This window comes from Bacillus cereus group sp. N6 (assembly GCF_016483705.1).
Taxonomy (GTDB): domain Bacteria; phylum Bacillota; class Bacilli; order Bacillales; family Bacillaceae_G; genus Bacillus_A; species Bacillus_A wiedmannii.
The window spans coordinates 1-16,839 of sequence record NZ_JAEHBI010000010.1 but is presented as its reverse complement, the minus strand read 5'-3'; the positions used below and the strand labels follow the sequence as shown (position 1 = coordinate 16,839).

Sequence of the window (16,839 nt, the reverse complement as noted above, 5' to 3'; positions counted from 1 at the left end):
AGTTATAAAATGTTTTCTTTACTTATGAGCCGAACGAGTAGCAATTTTTTCACCAAGACGAAGCTCTTGTCCACTCTTCAATTCCTGCACTACTTCTATCATATCTTTTTCAAACAATAACACAACTGTTGAGCCAAATGTAAAGTATGCCATTTCTTCACCTTTTTGAACAGTGTCTCTTTCATGCAACAGCTCAATACTATTAACAAACATAGCTCCTACTTTTACAAGTGCCATATGCTCACCGTCACTATTTACTTCTGTAACAGAGCGATAATTTTTTGACAATGGCTCTTTCCCATATTCCATACCAGCTGCATTTACCGGATATGACTTTCTACCAAGTACAAACCTTTCAGTCACAGAACCAGAAAGCGGACTATGAATACGATGATAATGACTTGGGCTTAAATAAATAACCATGTATGTACCACCTGCATATCGCTTTGCACGTTCTTCATTACCTAGCATACCCACGATTGAATAACGCTTACCTTTAATATCAAATGTTTTTGTGTCCTCAATAGGACCGTGATCAGCAAAAACACCATCAACAGGACTAACGATACTCGATGCATCTGTATCAACACTACGCTTTCCTTCTTTTAGCTTACGCGTAAATAATTCATGCAATGTTCTATATTCCTTCAAACCCTTTTCCATCTCATCTTGGTTAATTTGAAAAACTTTCGCATACGATGGAATAATGATAGAGCTCAAACGAGATTGTGCAAATTTACGTAATATATAAGAAGTAAAACGACCATTTGTAAGTTCGATCATAAGTCGATATAATGTACGTCGCAAATTGCGAAACCTCCTAATCAGTCTATAACTTTAGCTTCCCCTTCTTTTCCTTCTATATCATATGTAAAATTGGTTCTTATTCCCACATATCATATAGAACTGTCTCATTATACATGCGGAAAACTAAGTATGGTATTATTCTTAAATTGTTTAGCACCCTCTAATATTACAGATAGAATCCGTCATTTTCAACAGTGAACATAGATTTCTTCTGAACACAACTCTTTTTCTTTCCTTATTTACAAAAAGAAAAGCAGCCCATTTTAAAATATGGCTGCTTGCAATGTACATTATTCTTTCGCTTTTTTCTCTTTCTCAGCTCTTACAAATTCATGGAACATTTTCATTAAAGCGCGCTTTTCAATTCTTGATACGTAGCTTCTGGAAATACCAAGTGCCTTCGCAATCTCTCGTTGCGTTTTCTCCTTATCAAGCCCCAGTCCAAAACGCTTCACGATTACTTCTTTCTCTCGTTCGTCTAAAATATCGATATACTCTTTAATCTTTTCTAACTCCATACTAAGCTGAATCATATCAATTACATCTTCAGACTCTGATTTTAATATATCGATAAGCGATATTTCATTCCCCTCTTTATCTTGCCCGATTGGATCATGAAGTGAAACGTCTTTTTTCGTTTTTTTCAGTACACGTAAATGCATTAAAATTTCATTTTCAATACAGCGTGCTGCATACGTCGCAAGTTTTGTGCCTTTTCCTGCCGAATAGCTCTCGATCGCTTTAATGAGCCCAATTGTACCAATTGAAATTAAATCTTCTGCATCTTCCCCTGTGTTTTCAAATTTTTTAACGATATGAGCTACAAGCCGTAAATTATGTTCAATTAACAGATTTCTCGCTTGAGCATCACCTTGCTCCATTAACTCTAAGTACTTTCTCTCATCGTCTGATGATAACGGCTGCGGAAACGCATTATTCTTCACATAAGAAACAAAGACAAACACTTCTCGAACCATATATCCAATTGCGGCGAATAGACTCAAACCTTTCACCTCCGCCAAAATAGTGGTCTTTACTATGTGTATGTGGGCGTGAGGTTGTTTGTGTCTGTACTAAGCAAATATGGAACCCTTAACTTATTGGAGAACTAAATGAACCCTATCGATTGAATTATATTTTCATTATATTATAATTTACAAAGTGCGAAAAATTAGAAAGAGGTGTTTTCATGCCATACTCAACTGTAAAAATCAGAAACTCTATCGTACTCATTTTATCACTCTTCCTACTTTCAGCCTGTGAACAACAAAATACAAATACACAAACTGATAACAACAAAAAGGAAACTGTGACAACAAAAGATAATACAAACACCGAAAACAAGAACAAACCCGAAGAACAGGAAAAAGCTAAAAATCAAACAAAAACTAAAAACCAAGCAATGCCTGAAGATCCAGTAAAACCTGAAGAACAGACAAAAATTAAAGAAAAACAAGACAACGCTGCAAATATAAACATAACAGCAAGCAAGGCTAAAGAAATCCTCATCCGAAAATTCGGAACATTAGATAAAAATGAAGTTACATACAATCTTCTACCTAGTGAAAGCTCGGCAAAAAATAAAATTAATAATAAACTGGGTACTGATTACTATACTTTCACGCCTCAATTTGATAATTATCGTGCTGATTTCACCTTTTCTGTTCATAAACAAACAGGAGAAATTATTGTTAATGGGAGTGACGGTAGCACATTAACTGAATCAGAATTTAAAAATACACAAGAAAATCAACAAGTTAATAAACAAACTGGGAAACAATCGAATGAACCAATAAACAAACCCGCCGATATTACTACATTCACAAGTGAGGATGCCATAAAAATCTTAGAAAAAACGATGGGACCTCAAACAGCTCAACTACACTATGGCGCCACAACTGAACCTATCGGAATAATCAACGGAATTAAACTATACGATGTTTTCTATGCACGTGGAGAGGGCGAGCGCCAACGCGTTTACAACTTTGCAGTAGGTTCGGATGGAAATATATATGATTGGTATGAAGCTCAAAAAGGCGTACTTAAAATCCACTAATATCTCTTATTCATATAACTAAAAGCCAATCGAGATTCTCGATTGGCTTTTCATAAAACTATTCACTCCAAATCTTTTCCCCCGTATGCGCATCAATATAACGAATTTCTCGACTACAATCAAAGGATTCTTTATAATTTTCATCCGTCGTTTGTTTATACAGTAGTTCGTAGTTCGTTTCCTCTACGTCATTTTCTAAAAACCATTCTAAATTAACTCGCATGGCCCCTCTGTATATTGCTAACGCTTTTTCCTTTTTTACTTTTGGTGTTGTTTCGTATGTAAGTAATTCTTTTATAAGGTTGCTAGACTCTCCGGAATAATGCACCACAGCCCCATTTCCCGCATTGATATTAACCATAAATTGCTTATACTCTGCCGGAATGCCATTCACATATACGGAAAAGGTAAATCTTTCAATCCCATCTTCTGCTTCTTCACGTTCTTCCCAAAGACGTAGATATTGTGTGACATCTGGAATAACTTGTTCCAAAAATTGAAGTGCTTTTTGTAAACATTCCTCTCTAGGAAATATTTGCTTTACTTCTTTATCGTCTGTCAGTTTTATAAAACCAGTTAATTCATTGGTAGATTTATCAACCGTAATGCCAATTAAATTATTATATTTTAACATCGGTAAATGCTTTTTAAAGAATTCATTCATTAAATATGGATTCTTTTCTTCTTTCTGTTTTTGTAATTCCTCTTTCGGAACAAATTTCATTCTTATTTCATCATCATTTTCCGTCTCAGCTACTTTTGTAAAATTTTCTTTATTCCATTCAAACAAATCGAATATATCGTCTGGCCGGCTACCTTTTTTCGGTTTTTCAACAGCTACAGTTGAAGGCAATTTATAATGATCGGGCCCAAATAAATCTTTACCTGTACTTGCATTAATAAACGTATGACTAGGTTCTGGTTCATATACAAGATGATTCCCTGTTACTTCTTCTCCATTTTCATACTCACATGAAGAATGTGTTAAATCTACAAATACAAGTCTCATATCTTGTCTAGCTTTTAAATTCTCTAAAACGACGTTCTCCTCAACAAATTCACTTGGCCATAACGGTTTTTTCTCGATAGCTTTTTGTCCATTATAACGAAAATGCACAACATTCCCTGAAGGATGAACTCGCACAACACACCCTGTATTCGGCAATGGATAGCCATTTACTTCTTGCATATAATTTACTTCTTTCCGACCACGCCTGTCGTCCTTAACCGTTACATATGTATAAAATTCATATCCTTCTTTTGTATATTTTTTTAAGAATGCATTTGCAATCTCTCTTGCTTTATTCTCTCCTATCGCTTCCTTACCACTCGAACTCGAAAAATATTTTTTATCATCTATACTAAATTCGATTAAATTACCAGTATGTCTATTCAGCGTAATTTGTATCGTTCTCTCCTCATCCTCTTTATGTTCCCACCATAATAGATGATATGGGTCATCCACACCTTCTTGATCATCTACGACAAGCCTATAATCATCTGAAATGTCAATAATATGAGCCACTTGCCCTTTTCCTTCTTTATCTTTTTGATTCATCATACCTCTCCTTCATTACAATTTAAGGTAATTATAACAAATAAAACTAAATGGCTATAAACAAAAAAGACTAGAGATATCTCTAGTCTTCTACTTCGTCTCACGATGTAGCGTTACTCGCTTTAATCGTGGACAATATTTTTTTAGTTCGATGCGCTCTGGATTGTTTCGTTTATTTTTTTTAGAAATATAATTACGATCACCGCACTCTGTACAAGCCAATGTAATATTTACACGCATATGTAATTCTCCTTTCTTTCAAAGATCGCAAACTAAAACGTAATGATTACGATTTATATGTTATATAAGTTTATTCTATTTGTCAATTACAAAAAAAAGACAAAAATCTGAAACAATTAGTTCATACGAAATTCACACGAATCTATTACTATAAGAATTGTACATAGTGAATTTATTAACAATCACGTTTATTCATATAGAATCTTACTCGAAAGGAGTTGAAAATATGAAAACTAAATATCGTTTTATGATCTCCTCATTTGCTGCTTGCGCTTATATGCTTTGGTATTTAGTATAATAACAACCTCACTTGTAAATAGGAAAAGGTGTGTATATAAATGGAATATAATCAATCAACAGTTAACTACTGGAAAGCTTTTGTACTACCATATACATTTGCTTTAGAAGAGTTAAAAACTAAATTTGAAATTATGAACCGGGAAGCTCAATTTTTAGAGGATTACAACCCGTTTGAACATATAAAAACAAGATTAAAACAACCTGAAAGTATTATTAAAAAGCTTGAACGTAAAAATTTATTACCGACAGTTGAGAATGCGCAAACACATTTACAAGATATCATCGGCATTCGTATTACATGTTGCTTCGTAGAAGATATTTATCATTTAAAAGAAGTCATTCAAAAGCGTGAGGATATGGAAATCATAGAAGTAAAAGATTATATCGCTAATCCAAAGGGAAACGGATATAAAAGTTTACACATGATCATTAAGTATCCTTTATCACTGAATTCTGGTACAAAAGATGTATTTGCAGAAATCCAGTTACGTACACTTGCTATGGACTTTTGGGCAAGTTTAGAACATAAACTTTATTATAAATATGAAGGGAAAATACCTGAGTATTTAAAAGATGAACTACATGATGCGGCAATGAAGGCTGAAGATCTTGATAATAAAATGGCAACAATTCGCCAAGATATTGATGATATCGAAGCATGTTCAAATCAAATTCTATTACCACTATAAAAAGGTTCTCTCCAATGAGAACCTTTTTTATTTCGCTATTTACGGGCAGTAAGACTCCCTGATTAAAGTTTCACTTTATTTCTTCCCTATCGTGCGAACCTCTTCAATTTTCCAGCCATCTTCTTCTTTTCCAAGCGCATACTGTACATTTTTCTGAAGAGTGACCTCCCCATCTATTTCCTTTTCCTTTGTTTCAACTACAACATACCCTGCTTTACTAGCTTTCATGTCTATATGTTCCAATTTAATTTTCTTATTTCCCTTTTGAAAAGCGGCTTCTTTTTGTGTTTTTAAGTCTTCAGCACTAGGCAGCTTCTTTGAGAATAACTCCATATGTTCAGCAAGATTTTTTTCATTTGTCGTCCGTACAAATTTCTCCATAACATCTTGAATCGATTTTTCTTCTTCTTTCGTTATTTGTACCTTCTCCTCAATTTTTTTAGTAGTAGATTTTTGTTCTATATAATTCTCCTTGGATTGACATCCAACTAGCAATAATACACCTATTAGAAGGGCTCCTATCCCTCTGAAAAAAGTCCTCATCTTTCCCATCTCCTAAAAAGAAAAGTGAGGCATTTCGCCTCACTTTTCTTGATAATTAGCGTCTTCCTTTATTCGGATCGCCACCGCCAACAATATCAAAGACACGTTTAGCGATATTTGTATTCTCTTGAACGCCAGAGAACAAGTATTTACCAGGGCCAAATGCATATACGTTTACATCTTCCCCCGTATGTCCACCTGTTGTCCATCCTGTAACCGAACGCTTATTGAAAATATCCTCAATCGCATTATCAATCTTTGTTACATCTTTTGAAGGAGCAATATCATTTACCGCTTTAATTTCTTCTGGTGTTAATTGTAAATCAATATATTTTTTTAATGTCTCTTCTACATTTGCACCTTTTGCAATCTCATTTGCCATGAAGTCTGGTGTGCGTTTTGCAGCTTTAATTGGATCTACTTTAAAGTTATACTCACCATTCGCACCTAAAGATAATCCGCCAGTAGCGTGGTCTGCCGTTGCAACGACTAACGTATTTTTATCTTTTTTCGCAAACTCAATCGCTGCTTTAAATGCTTCTTCAAAGTCTTCCATTTCACTCATTGCACCTACGATATCATTATCGTGTCCAGCCCAGTCGATTTGACTTCCTTCAACCATTAAGAAGAAACCATTTTTATTTTTGTTCAAACGCTCAATTGCTGCATTTGTCATTTCTTCTAATGAAGGTGTCTTCTCATTACGGTCAATCATTTTATCTAAACCGCCTGGTGCAAATAAACCTAAAATTTGATCGTTTTTATCATTTAACAATTGATCTCGATCTGTTACGTAGCTATAACCAGATTTCTTAAACTCTTCTGTAAGATTGCGATCTTTTCTAACAAAGTTTTTTACACCGCCGCCAAGCATAACATCTACTTTATGCTTCCCTTTAATTTTTTCATCAAAATAATCATTTGCAATTGCATCCATATTTTTACGACTAATGTCATGCGCACCGAAAGCAGCTGGTGTTGCATGTGTAATTTCAGAAGTAGCAACGAGTCCCGTTGATTTCCCTTTTTCTTTCGCTTGTTCAAGAACAGTTTTCACTTCTGCTTTATCATTATCAACTGCAATTGCCGCGTTATATGTTTTAATTCCCGCTGACATAGCTGTTGCTGCTGATGCAGAGTCTGTGATATTTTCATGTTCATCTTCCGGATATGTTTTTTGTGTTCCTACAAGATGCTTATCAAACTCTGTAGATTCCATCTCGAATGTTTTTGGATTATCTTTCATATAACGATGAGCCGTCATGTATGAAGGACCCATACCATCTCCAATTAACACAATAACATTTTTAATCTTTGCATTGCTTCCGCTCTCATCTGCATTCACTTCACTAGAACGTGTAAAATTCCATGTTGCCACCGAAGTAACTGCTAACGACGCCACAACTGCAAATGGCCATGCTTTTTTCACAAACTTTTTCACTGTCTTGTCCCCCTAATTAGGTTATTCATTTCCCACTATCAAATTTAATAGAAGACTATTAAGAGAAAATTAGTTATATGTAAATTTTTTGTTAACTTATGTAAATATCAGTTATAATTTGTATAAGTTTGTCTGTTCGTATCAACCTTCTTCCCCTTTACAATTAAAATATAAACAAGTTGGATTTCATGTAACGTAAATCTCTTATTTAACATTTTCAATCTACTTTTATGAAAATTAATAGAAATGTGGGGCCTATTTATGAAAACAATAAAGCTAGATGAATCTTTTATTTTTGATTTACTCGACCTTTGTAAAGCTATTGGATGGTTACAAGATAAAGAATTTATGAAAAAACAATTCGAAATGTATCTTTCTCTCGGCACACTTATCGGTTATATGCATGAAAATAAACTGATTGCAGCTGGAGGAGTATTTCCTTTTAAAGATAGTTTTTCTACTATTGGCATGTTAATCGTCCATCCTAATTTTCAAGGCCAAGGCATCGGACGTATTTTGCTAAATTGTTGCTTAGAACACACTCATCCAAAACAACCAATTGTACTTATTGCAACAAAAGCTGGCGAGCCTCTTTATACATCATGCGAATTTCAAACAGTAACGACGATTCATCGTTTTGAAAAACAAACTACTAAGACACATATTGCTCATACACAACAAGTAAAAGAACAAGATCTTGTCTCACTTATTTTTCTCGATCAAATTACAACTGGAGCTAATCGTTCCTTACTTTACTCATCGCTATTACCAAGAGCTATACACTCTTTTAAAATTGAGAGAAATAACTGTATAGAAGCTTTTTCCTTATGTATACAAAAAGGTAATATATTATGCGTCACTCCACTTATCGCAAAACAAGAGAAGGATGCTATTCAATTATTCAAGAGAATCTGTGAATGTTGGAATGGCACAGTAAGAATTGATGTCCCACATTCACAATTTTCATTTCGTAAATTTCTTCAAACAGAAAATTCCCAAGAAACGCTCCTTTCACCTCTTATGATGAAAAATGGTAGCCAACTTCCTGGAAATCGTAATATGCTATTTGCTATGATAGACACAGCGTTATGTTAGAAAGGGGACACCTAATTGAAGCGATTTAGCTATTTTATGGTAGGTTGTCTTACTCTTACACTATTAGTAGGATGTAGTGCAGCAGAAAAGCCAGTAGAGCAAGTAAAACAAGTGAAAAATACACTTACAGCGAAACTAGCTACCGAGGAAAAAATGGTAGAAATAGATGGTCAAACCATTTACTTTAAAAAGATTGGTAATGAAAAACCACCTTTACTTATGATCCATGGATTTGGAGGATCGTCAGATGGTTTTCAAAAGATTTACTCAGACTTAGCAAAAGATCATACAATTATTTCTGTAGATGCTTTAGGATTCGGGCGCTCATCTAAGCCAATGGATTTTTACTATTCTTTCCCAACCCATGCAAATTTGTATTATAAATTAATGAAAAAACTAGGTTATGATTCGTTTGCAATACTAGGACACTCAATGGGCGGAGAAATTTCTCTTAATTTAACCTATTTATATCCTGAAGCCGTTACCCACCTTATTTTAACTGATGCTACAGGCGGTCCTCATACATTCGTTAATAAACAAGGTTCACCAAAACCACAGTTGTCGACTGATTTAAATACTGTTTCTACTATTGCAGATTATGATGAAAACAAAGTTAAATCCAAGCGTAATGATGAAGAGCATTACAATAAAATGAAATTATGGCCTAGACGTCTTCAAATCAATGCAAATGAAATTAAACAACCAACCTTAATTATATGGGGAAGAAATGATAGTAGCGTTTCTTGGAAAGAAGGAGAAACGTATCATCAATTCTTAAAAAATAGTACTTTCCATATTATCGAAAAAGGTTATCATGCACCATTTCGTCAAGAGCCACAAGAATTTGTAGGTTATGTAAAAGAATTCTTTAAGAACAATAAAGTTGAAAAATAACATAAGCGGGTATCTCATTTTGAGATACCCGCTTTCATATATTAAGCAGCTTGCTTTTGGCGCTTTTGAGTTTTTGATCCTAATACTTTCGGAATAACGAAACCATCTATTCCAAATTTACCAGCATTCATACCAGAGACTAGAACGAACATTGATAGGATAACCATTTCAGGATTTACACCAATTGACCCACTAAGCATATAGGAAAAGTTCATTACAAGACCGAAAAAGACCGCTGTTTTTGTTAAACAGCCTACAATTAAACCAATTCCGACTAAAATTTCTCCCCACGTTACAAGTGTATTAAATAGATCAACGTTTGGAATTGCGAAATCTTGTAAAAATGATGCCCACCAAGATTGAACAGCCGGTTGTGCTCCTTTAGATTTTTCAATTGCACCTTGTAAATAACCAGTTGCATCGAACCCTTTTCCTTGTAGTTTACCGATTCCAGCCATTAACCATGTATAACCAAGATACACTCGAATTACTGCCAACACAAAAGAAACTGCTTTGTTTTCTCTTAAAAATTGAATAACCATATCTTCCTCCTAAAGTTGTAATTAAGTTAGTTACAGATAATATAATATCATTAGTTACTTATTTTTAAAATGTTAATCATGAATAATTTGTGACATACATAAAAAACATTAAATACTAATATATAGTAACTTCTATTACCTGTAAAAACTTGAACATATCATACCATAGGTGATAATCATTTTCATTGAAGAAAATGTAAAAAAAATGTGAGTTAAGTGTGAAACGCATTTATTCAAATATAGAATAAATGCGTTTTCACTATTTATAGAATTGAAATGTACGTGTCTCCTCATCGATTAATTTCGCCTCTTGAAAAGCATCTTCTAACGTTTTTTCATGGCTAATAAGCCCATAAAATAAGCGTATTGTAAACATAAGTGCTGCATTCCCATCTACATAATCTATCGATCCAATATACGATTTCGCCCCACTATGTAAGAAAGATTCTGCTAGTTTTCGCTCCCCTAACGTACACCCGCTATTTACAATATGTGTATTATGCAATTTTGCATATTTATAAATTTCTGCTGCACCAAAGTATCCCCTCGGTTCATCTTGTTCATATATATCTTCACCTAACTCTTCCATGACAAACTTTCCTTCCTCACCATGAAAGCAAAAAATAACATAATTGATATCATTATATAAACCCTTTCCAGAAAGAATATTAATGAACTCTCTCGGTCTACCAATCCAGTATGTTACAACTTTTGCCCCAAAATATTCAAGCGATGCTCGGATTGATTGCGCCTCTAAATCCGAATTAAAACCAACTACTAATGCAACATTCAACATACACCCTCCATCCTATAATTAGATCTCATCAATCAGACTTTTAAAAGATACATCCATTTCATATATACCTGTTTCTTGCAAAAAATCAGATCTAGTTAAAACGACTTTCTGTACATATTGCCTATACGCTGTAATTGTCCCGTCGTGAGATACAATGCAAATTCTTTCAGCGCCTAGCTCATAGCACCAAAGAAGAAATTCATCTACTATTTGCTGAAAACGATTCTCTGAAATAGTATTTATACCTTCCGTCCATAACTGCTTATTTGTACTTTTCTCTATCGAAAAATGTGGAAATAAATCTGTTATCATTCCCTGATCTACTATGTAATCACATGGTAATGTTTTCGCTCCTTCTCGATAAGGAAAAATACGTGGGGATACATATGGATGGACGATTTTTTGACAAGCTACTTTCGCACTCCATATTGCCGCTGTTTGTAAAGTTCTACGTGTAGGACTGGCAATTAATATATCCGTTTCTTGCAATGGTACATCGAATTGAATGAATTTAGTCTGATTCCTTCCCTCATTCGTCAATGGTGGATGCAACACTTGTAAACTTGACGGTAAATCTTTTGTATGTTCTCCTTCACCGTGCCGAACAAAGACTAGTTTCATACCCAACCTCCTCTCGCTATGAAATCCTTCAACATAATTTCTTCCCTATCTCATCCATTATTCCTGCCATATGAAAAATCAATATGTAAAAAATATTTGATATAACATTTTGGAAAATATTACAATTATATATGTAAAATACTTTTTACAAGAGAGAGAGGGGAATCACAAATATGAAATGGATAACCATCTTAATTGGAATGATTATATGGGGATATATAAATGGATTTTTTAGTAGTGATAAAACTGCTAATCCTTGGATTACAGATGATGAACGTGAAACAAAAATTAAGCAGAAGGCAATTATTGCAAGCTGGTCTGGTGTTTTTATGTTTTGTTTCATTAACCTCTTAAACAAATGGTTAGGTGTAGGAACGAGCAATACATCAGCCTACTTACCATCTTCTGTCGCAACTATTTTAAAAGAAAATGTAGAGTTACAAATTTTATCTATGCTATTTATTACGTATGGCATATTTTACGTATACTATCGAAGAAAATTAAGCGCTTAACTTTTATCTCATGATTATCCTCCTAAATGGTTATAGTAATTAGGACGAAATGAAAGGAGCGATATAAAAATGAGTAACTCGAATGACTTTTTAGATACACTACATGAAAAACAAGCAAAAGATGAACAAAATAGAAAGCGTCAGGGGAACGGAAACCCCGCGAAAAAAAAGCCAAATAAAACACATAAATAACAATAAAAAACGTGCCTAAAATTATCTTTTAGGCACGTTTTTTTATTCTTCTTTCACCGAGATAACATTTCCCCAATTCCATCTCTCATAATACCATTCTGGTACATCTATATTTTCAATCCACTTCTTTTCCTGTTTCCCATCACTATTGGACAGCCATACATTGGCTTTCTTACGGTCTGAGCGTATCCATATTAATTGATTGTTCTTCTTCATAAAGATGGGATGATAGTCACCTTGCTTATGAGGTGGCTTTGTGATTTGCTGTTGTTTATCGCTTGTACTATCGATCTCATATAAGGATGGCAGTGGCCTTTTTTCTGGCGGAGTTTCTATCCCTGCCTCTTTTGCTCGTGAAACGATCATTACTTTATCGTTCTTCCATGCAAAATCCCAATCGACATATCCTTTCGGCGTAAAGGTGTTCTGCTGAAGTGCCGGCAGCTCTTTTACTTTTAAATGTTTATTCTCTAACGCAACTCTTCCGCTTCCTTCAATATAAGCTAAAATATTCTTGGATGGCGCCCATTTGAACCATTGTGTGTTTAATAACATTTGATCTACTTTTTCAAATCGACTGCCATCTGCTCGAACTAAGCAAAGCGTATTACTATCAGCTGACCATGAAGCTGTCGGTACCGCTAAAAATGAAATCCACCTTTGATCTGGCGACCACTCAAACCCACTTGCAACTAGTGCTAAAAAATCATCATGTTCATTTGGTAATGCATACAAATGCTTCATTTTATGAGGATTCATATGTGCATCTTTTTGCACTTCATATAGCTGAGCTCCTGTCCATCCTGTTGGAAGTAAGTGTGCCTCAGAAGATACAAGAAACTTCTTTCCATCAGGATACCATGCATAATCACCTACACCAGCCGATACATTTTCAAAATCTGTATTCTTATTTTTGACATCAAACGTATTTAATGTATTCATAAATACAAATGCAATTATATTCTCTTTCGGTGACCATTGATAATTCGATACTTCAGATTGCAATGGCCTAACTTTCTTTCCATCTTCCAGTTGGTACAACTCCAAGGTGTTTTGCTTCTTTCCTTTAGCATAGGCAAGCCATTCTCCATCATGGGACCATTTTGGCCCTGTTATGTACTCACCTTTTGTTATTTGTTTTTCTTTCCCATCAATTTTAATCCAAAGGTCATGATGACGAATAAAAGCAACCTTCACCCCATTATGTTCCGCACTAGTACTAAAAATTGAAGATAAAAAAATAAACAAAACCACACTACTACTCACGATAATTTTTTTCATACGTCCCTCCATTTTTCTTATAGCATTCCTCATATTCCGCTTACTATATGCTAATTTCGCTCCATATTAATTGCACAATTGTTGTGGATTTATACTCAGTAAGGATGTGCTTCCCCCCACTGTGTATGAGCCATTCGACATAATTCCAAAAAATTTCCCAAGAAATTTTTAATTCAAAGAGGATTGGTATGAATTATGTCGAAAGTATAGTTTAGCCAACATTCGATTTCATATTTCAGAACAAAAATGTAAGATAACTTTTCGGAATATTAGCACTTTTTACTAGGGGGAGTTTCAATGAAAAAAACTACATCTGCACTATTAAGTATGGCGCTTGTCTTTTCTAGTTTTGGAGCTTTAAGCGCGCATGCTGAATCGCTGCAAAAGGAGAAGCAATTTAGTCCACAGTTAAAAGCGAATATTGAGCAATGGGGAGAAAACAAAATCGCGCAAAATGTTGAAACAAAAACATCAAAAGAAATTTCAGTCATTGTAGAATTGCAACATGCTCCGCTCGCTTCACAAAGTAACATTCAGCATGCTCCAGATTTAAAAAATGGAAATGTGCAATCATACCATGCACAACTAAAAAAGGCGCAAGAGGATACAACAAAGAAAATTAAAGAAAAAGCACCAAAAGCAAAGATAAAAGAAACGTATAGCACGTTATTTTCTGGATTCTCTATTTCTATCCCAGGAGATCAAGTTGCTGCTTTAGCTTCTTTACCCGAAGTAAAAGCTGTTTATCCGAACTTAACATATAAATTGCATGAAACAGCAAAAAGCGCTACTAAAGAAGAAGCGCCAAATATTGGCGGACCGACAATCGGTGCACCTGAAGCATGGAATTTAAAAGATCCATCTGGCAAACCGCTTGATGGAAAAGGTATGAAAGTCGCTATTATTGATTCTGGCGTAGACTATACACACCCCGACTTACAAGCAAACTATATCGGTGGATATGATACAGTCGATGAAGATAACGATCCGATGGATGGTAACGTACACGGTACTCATGTAGCTGGTATTATTGCTGGTAACGGAAAAATTAAAGGCGTTGCTCCAAATGCGTCTATTCTAGCCTATCGTGTAATGAATGATAGCGGTACTGGTACGACCGAAGATATTCTTCAAGGTATTGAGCGCGCTATTCAAGATGGTGCAGATGTTTTAAATCTATCTCTCGGTCAAGATTTGAATGTCCCTGATCAACCTGTAACAATGACGTTAGAACGCGCAGCAAAACTTGGTGTTACTCCAGTCGTTTCAAATGGAAATGATGGACCAAAACCTTGGTCTGTTGATGCTCCTGGTAACGCAAGTAGTGTCATCTCTGTTGGCGCATCGACTGTTTCTATTCCATTCCCAACATTCCAAGTAGCTGGTTCTAATAAATCTTATCAAGGATTACCGTTATCAAAAGCAGATTTCCAAGTAGGAAACGATGCTCAGCTTGTCTATGTTGGCTACGGTAATTCAAGCGATTACGCTAAACAAGATGTGAAAGGTAAGTTCGCCCTTGTTTTACAAGGAACTTCGAGCACGTTAGTAAAGGCAGAACAAGCGAAACAAGCTGGAGCTATCGGGGTGCTACTAATTTCTAATGAAAAAAAAATTAATATTATGCCTGAATATTTTGGCCGTGAAGAGATAGCTCTTCCAGTTATGCAACTATCAAGTACAAATGGCGAAGAATTGAAAAATTTAATTACAAAAAGAAAGAAAAATATAAAGATTGGACAACCGAACAAAACAGAACTTATTGGTAACTTCAGCTCAAGAGGACCATCACAAGGAAGTTGGCTCATAAAACCTGATGTTGTTGCACCTGGCGTACAAATTACTAGTACGGTACCAAGGGGTGGCTATGAATCTCACAACGGAACAAGTATGGCTGCGCCACAAGTAGCAGGAGCTGTTGCCTTACTACGTCAAATGCATCCTGATTGGACGACAGAACAATTGAAATCTGCTCTTGCCAACACTGCAAAAACATTAAAAGATGTCAATGAAAATACATATCCTGTTATGGCACAAGGATCAGGTTTAATTAACATTCCGAAAGCAGCTCAAACGGATGCGTTAGTAAAACCGAACAATGTAAGTTTCGGTCTTATTAAACCGAATAGCGGCAAAGTGAAACTAACACAAAATATTACGTTACAAAATCTTTCTAACAAAAAGAAAAACTTTTCAACTCGTATTGAATTACTAGATACAAAAACAAAAATCCAAACTTCTTTCCCTTCTTCTATTAGTATGAAACCGAATAGTAATATTGAAAAACCTTTTACTATTACTGTAGATAGCTCCTTACCGCAAGGCGTATATACAGGGAATCTGTATGTAAAAGAGCAAGGGAAAACTGAAGAAATGCGTATTCCATTTACATTTAGTATCGATCCGAAAGAATACAAGCGTATTGATGGCCTTGAAATCGTTAATTCTACTTTCAGTCCAAATAATGACAAAATATTAGATGACAACCTAATCAATTACTATTTAGTTACACCAGTTGAAGATATAGCGTTTCATGCCAATTTAATCACGAAAGACCGTGTGACATATCAAGGTACGGTATATCAAGGTAAAAACGAAACACCAGGTTATAAATCTTTCAAATGGAATGGTACAAAAACTGATGGATCTCCTCTACCTGATGGCTTATACCAAATCGAAGCTGTCGCTTCTACCTCGGGTGGAGAAACAAAGCAAACAGGAGCTGTATTTATCGACCGAACAGCCCCTAAGTTAACACACGAAATTGATCAAGAAAATCTTGTTATTAGAGGGAAAGTTGACGATATCCTACTAGATTGGATGACAGAATCTGGTTGGGTTGCACCTGGTATTCCAGTGAGAATGCAATATGAAATTAACGGCAATGGTGTGTGGGAAAGTGCGTTCCTGAATCCTTGGGAGAAAAGTTACGACATTTATTTCGATCGTAACCAATTACAAGAAGGAAAAAATACTATTCATATTGTAGCAACTGATGCAGCTGGAAATACATCTAATTTAAATGTTGATTTAGAAGTGAAATAAAGTGAAACTTTAATCAGCCCTCACTAATCGGACGTTTACGGACAGTAAAGCTTCCATCTAACTTCTTTGCTCCGGCCGAATTTTGAGGTAGGAGTTTTACTGCCCACAAATAGCGAGATAAAATTATTGTTGACAATCTTTTAAAAATAGTTTGTAACTACTCAGCTTTTTCAGACAAAAAAGCAGGCCAAATACATGTTTCCGATTTGAAAACATGAAAAAAAATA

Annotated in this window: 16 protein-coding genes and 1 pseudogene; 7 read left to right on the top strand and 10 right to left on the bottom strand. The window is 35.0% G+C overall.

Features of this window, described 5'->3' with window-relative positions; translation table 11 throughout:
* Positions 1–18: 18 nt before the first annotated feature.
* Both JDS99_RS10200 and sigK read right to left on the bottom strand, forming a co-directional pair.
* Positions 19–807, bottom strand: coding sequence for a phosphatidylserine decarboxylase (locus tag JDS99_RS10200; protein ID WP_199695032.1), 789 nt, complete (start codon positions 805–807; stop codon positions 19–21).
* Positions 808–1,097: 290 nt separating this feature from the next.
* Complete coding sequence (gene sigK, locus JDS99_RS10195) at positions 1,098–1,811, bottom strand: RNA polymerase sporulation sigma factor SigK (RefSeq protein ID WP_000051382.1); 714 nt, start codon at positions 1,809–1,811, stop codon at positions 1,098–1,100.
* A gap of 185 nt (positions 1,812–1,996) precedes the next feature.
* On the opposite strand from sigK, the gene JDS99_RS10190 reads away from it, so the two are divergent.
* Positions 1,997–2,863 (top strand): hypothetical protein, encoded by an 867-nt coding sequence (locus JDS99_RS10190; protein ID WP_088064437.1) that lies wholly within the window; start codon positions 1,997–1,999, stop codon positions 2,861–2,863.
* A 58-nt stretch (positions 2,864–2,921) separates the two neighbouring features.
* On the opposite strand, the gene JDS99_RS10185 is transcribed toward JDS99_RS10190, so the two are convergent.
* Positions 2,922–4,421, bottom strand: coding sequence for a YcdB/YcdC domain-containing protein (locus JDS99_RS10185; RefSeq protein WP_088064438.1), 1,500 nt, complete (start codon positions 4,419–4,421; stop codon positions 2,922–2,924).
* 90 nt (positions 4,422–4,511) lie between these two features.
* Positions 4,512–4,661, bottom strand: a complete 150-nt coding sequence (gene rpmG / locus JDS99_RS10180; protein ID WP_001265617.1) for a 50S ribosomal protein L33 — start codon at positions 4,659–4,661, stop codon at positions 4,512–4,514.
* A gap of 338 nt (positions 4,662–4,999) precedes the next feature.
* Between rpmG and JDS99_RS10175 the strand changes: the two genes are divergently transcribed.
* The gene (locus tag JDS99_RS10175; RefSeq protein ID WP_000456212.1) at positions 5,000–5,650 is read left to right on the top strand and encodes a GTP pyrophosphokinase; all 651 of its coding nucleotides are present in this window, start codon (positions 5,000–5,002) and stop codon (positions 5,648–5,650) included.
* Between the two features lie 75 nt (positions 5,651–5,725).
* On the opposite strand, the gene JDS99_RS10170 is transcribed toward JDS99_RS10175, so the two are convergent.
* Positions 5,726–6,193, bottom strand: a complete 468-nt coding sequence (locus tag JDS99_RS10170; RefSeq protein ID WP_199695031.1) for a hypothetical protein — start codon at positions 6,191–6,193, stop codon at positions 5,726–5,728.
* Between the two features lie 55 nt (positions 6,194–6,248).
* A complete protein-coding gene (locus tag JDS99_RS10165) occupies positions 6,249–7,634 on the bottom strand; it encodes an alkaline phosphatase (RefSeq protein ID WP_088064439.1) in 1,386 nt (461 codons plus the stop codon).
* A 261-nt stretch (positions 7,635–7,895) separates the two neighbouring features.
* Between JDS99_RS10165 and JDS99_RS10160 the strand changes: the two genes are divergently transcribed.
* Both JDS99_RS10160 and JDS99_RS10155 read left to right on the top strand, forming a co-directional pair.
* Entirely contained in the window at positions 7,896–8,729 is an 834-nt protein-coding gene (locus tag JDS99_RS10160; protein WP_088064440.1) for a GNAT family N-acetyltransferase, read from the top strand.
* 15 nt (positions 8,730–8,744) lie between these two features.
* A complete protein-coding gene (locus JDS99_RS10155) occupies positions 8,745–9,623 on the top strand; it encodes an alpha/beta fold hydrolase (RefSeq protein WP_088064441.1) in 879 nt (292 codons plus the stop codon).
* Between the two features lie 41 nt (positions 9,624–9,664).
* Here the strand turns inward: JDS99_RS10155 and JDS99_RS10150 are convergent, their stop codons facing one another.
* The 3 genes and pseudogenes from JDS99_RS10150 to JDS99_RS10140 form a co-directional block, all read right to left on the bottom strand.
* On the bottom strand, positions 9,665–10,165 hold the full coding sequence (locus JDS99_RS10150) for a DoxX family protein (protein ID WP_000236605.1): 501 nt from the start codon (positions 10,163–10,165) through the stop codon (positions 9,665–9,667).
* Positions 10,166–10,424: 259 nt separating this feature from the next.
* On the bottom strand, positions 10,425–10,961 hold the full coding sequence (locus JDS99_RS10145; RefSeq protein WP_088064443.1) for a delta-aminolevulinic acid dehydratase: 537 nt from the start codon (positions 10,959–10,961) through the stop codon (positions 10,425–10,427).
* Positions 10,962–10,979: 18 nt separating this feature from the next.
* A pseudogene (locus tag JDS99_RS10140) lies at positions 10,980–11,685 on the bottom strand (histidine phosphatase family protein).
* Positions 11,686–11,755: 70 nt separating this feature from the next.
* Between JDS99_RS10140 and JDS99_RS10135 the strand changes: the two are divergent.
* Together JDS99_RS10135 and JDS99_RS10130 are read left to right on the top strand one after the other, a co-directional pair.
* On the top strand, positions 11,756–12,094 hold the full coding sequence (locus JDS99_RS10135; protein WP_087985276.1) for a phosphoglycerate mutase: 339 nt from the start codon (positions 11,756–11,758) through the stop codon (positions 12,092–12,094).
* 69 nt (positions 12,095–12,163) lie between these two features.
* Positions 12,164–12,286, top strand: a complete 123-nt coding sequence (locus JDS99_RS10130) for a DUF4023 domain-containing protein (protein WP_000071861.1) — start codon at positions 12,164–12,166, stop codon at positions 12,284–12,286.
* Positions 12,287–12,328: 42 nt separating this feature from the next.
* Here JDS99_RS10130 and JDS99_RS10125 read toward each other — a convergent pair whose 3' ends face one another.
* Positions 12,329–13,567 (bottom strand): TolB family protein, encoded by a 1,239-nt coding sequence (locus tag JDS99_RS10125; RefSeq protein ID WP_087985277.1) that lies wholly within the window; start codon positions 13,565–13,567, stop codon positions 12,329–12,331.
* 297 nt (positions 13,568–13,864) lie between these two features.
* Here JDS99_RS10125 and JDS99_RS10120 point away from each other — a divergent pair, with 297 nt between their 5' ends.
* A complete protein-coding gene (locus JDS99_RS10120; protein ID WP_199695029.1) occupies positions 13,865–16,612 on the top strand; it encodes a S8 family serine peptidase in 2,748 nt (915 codons plus the stop codon).
* Positions 16,613–16,839: the final 227 nt, after the last annotated feature.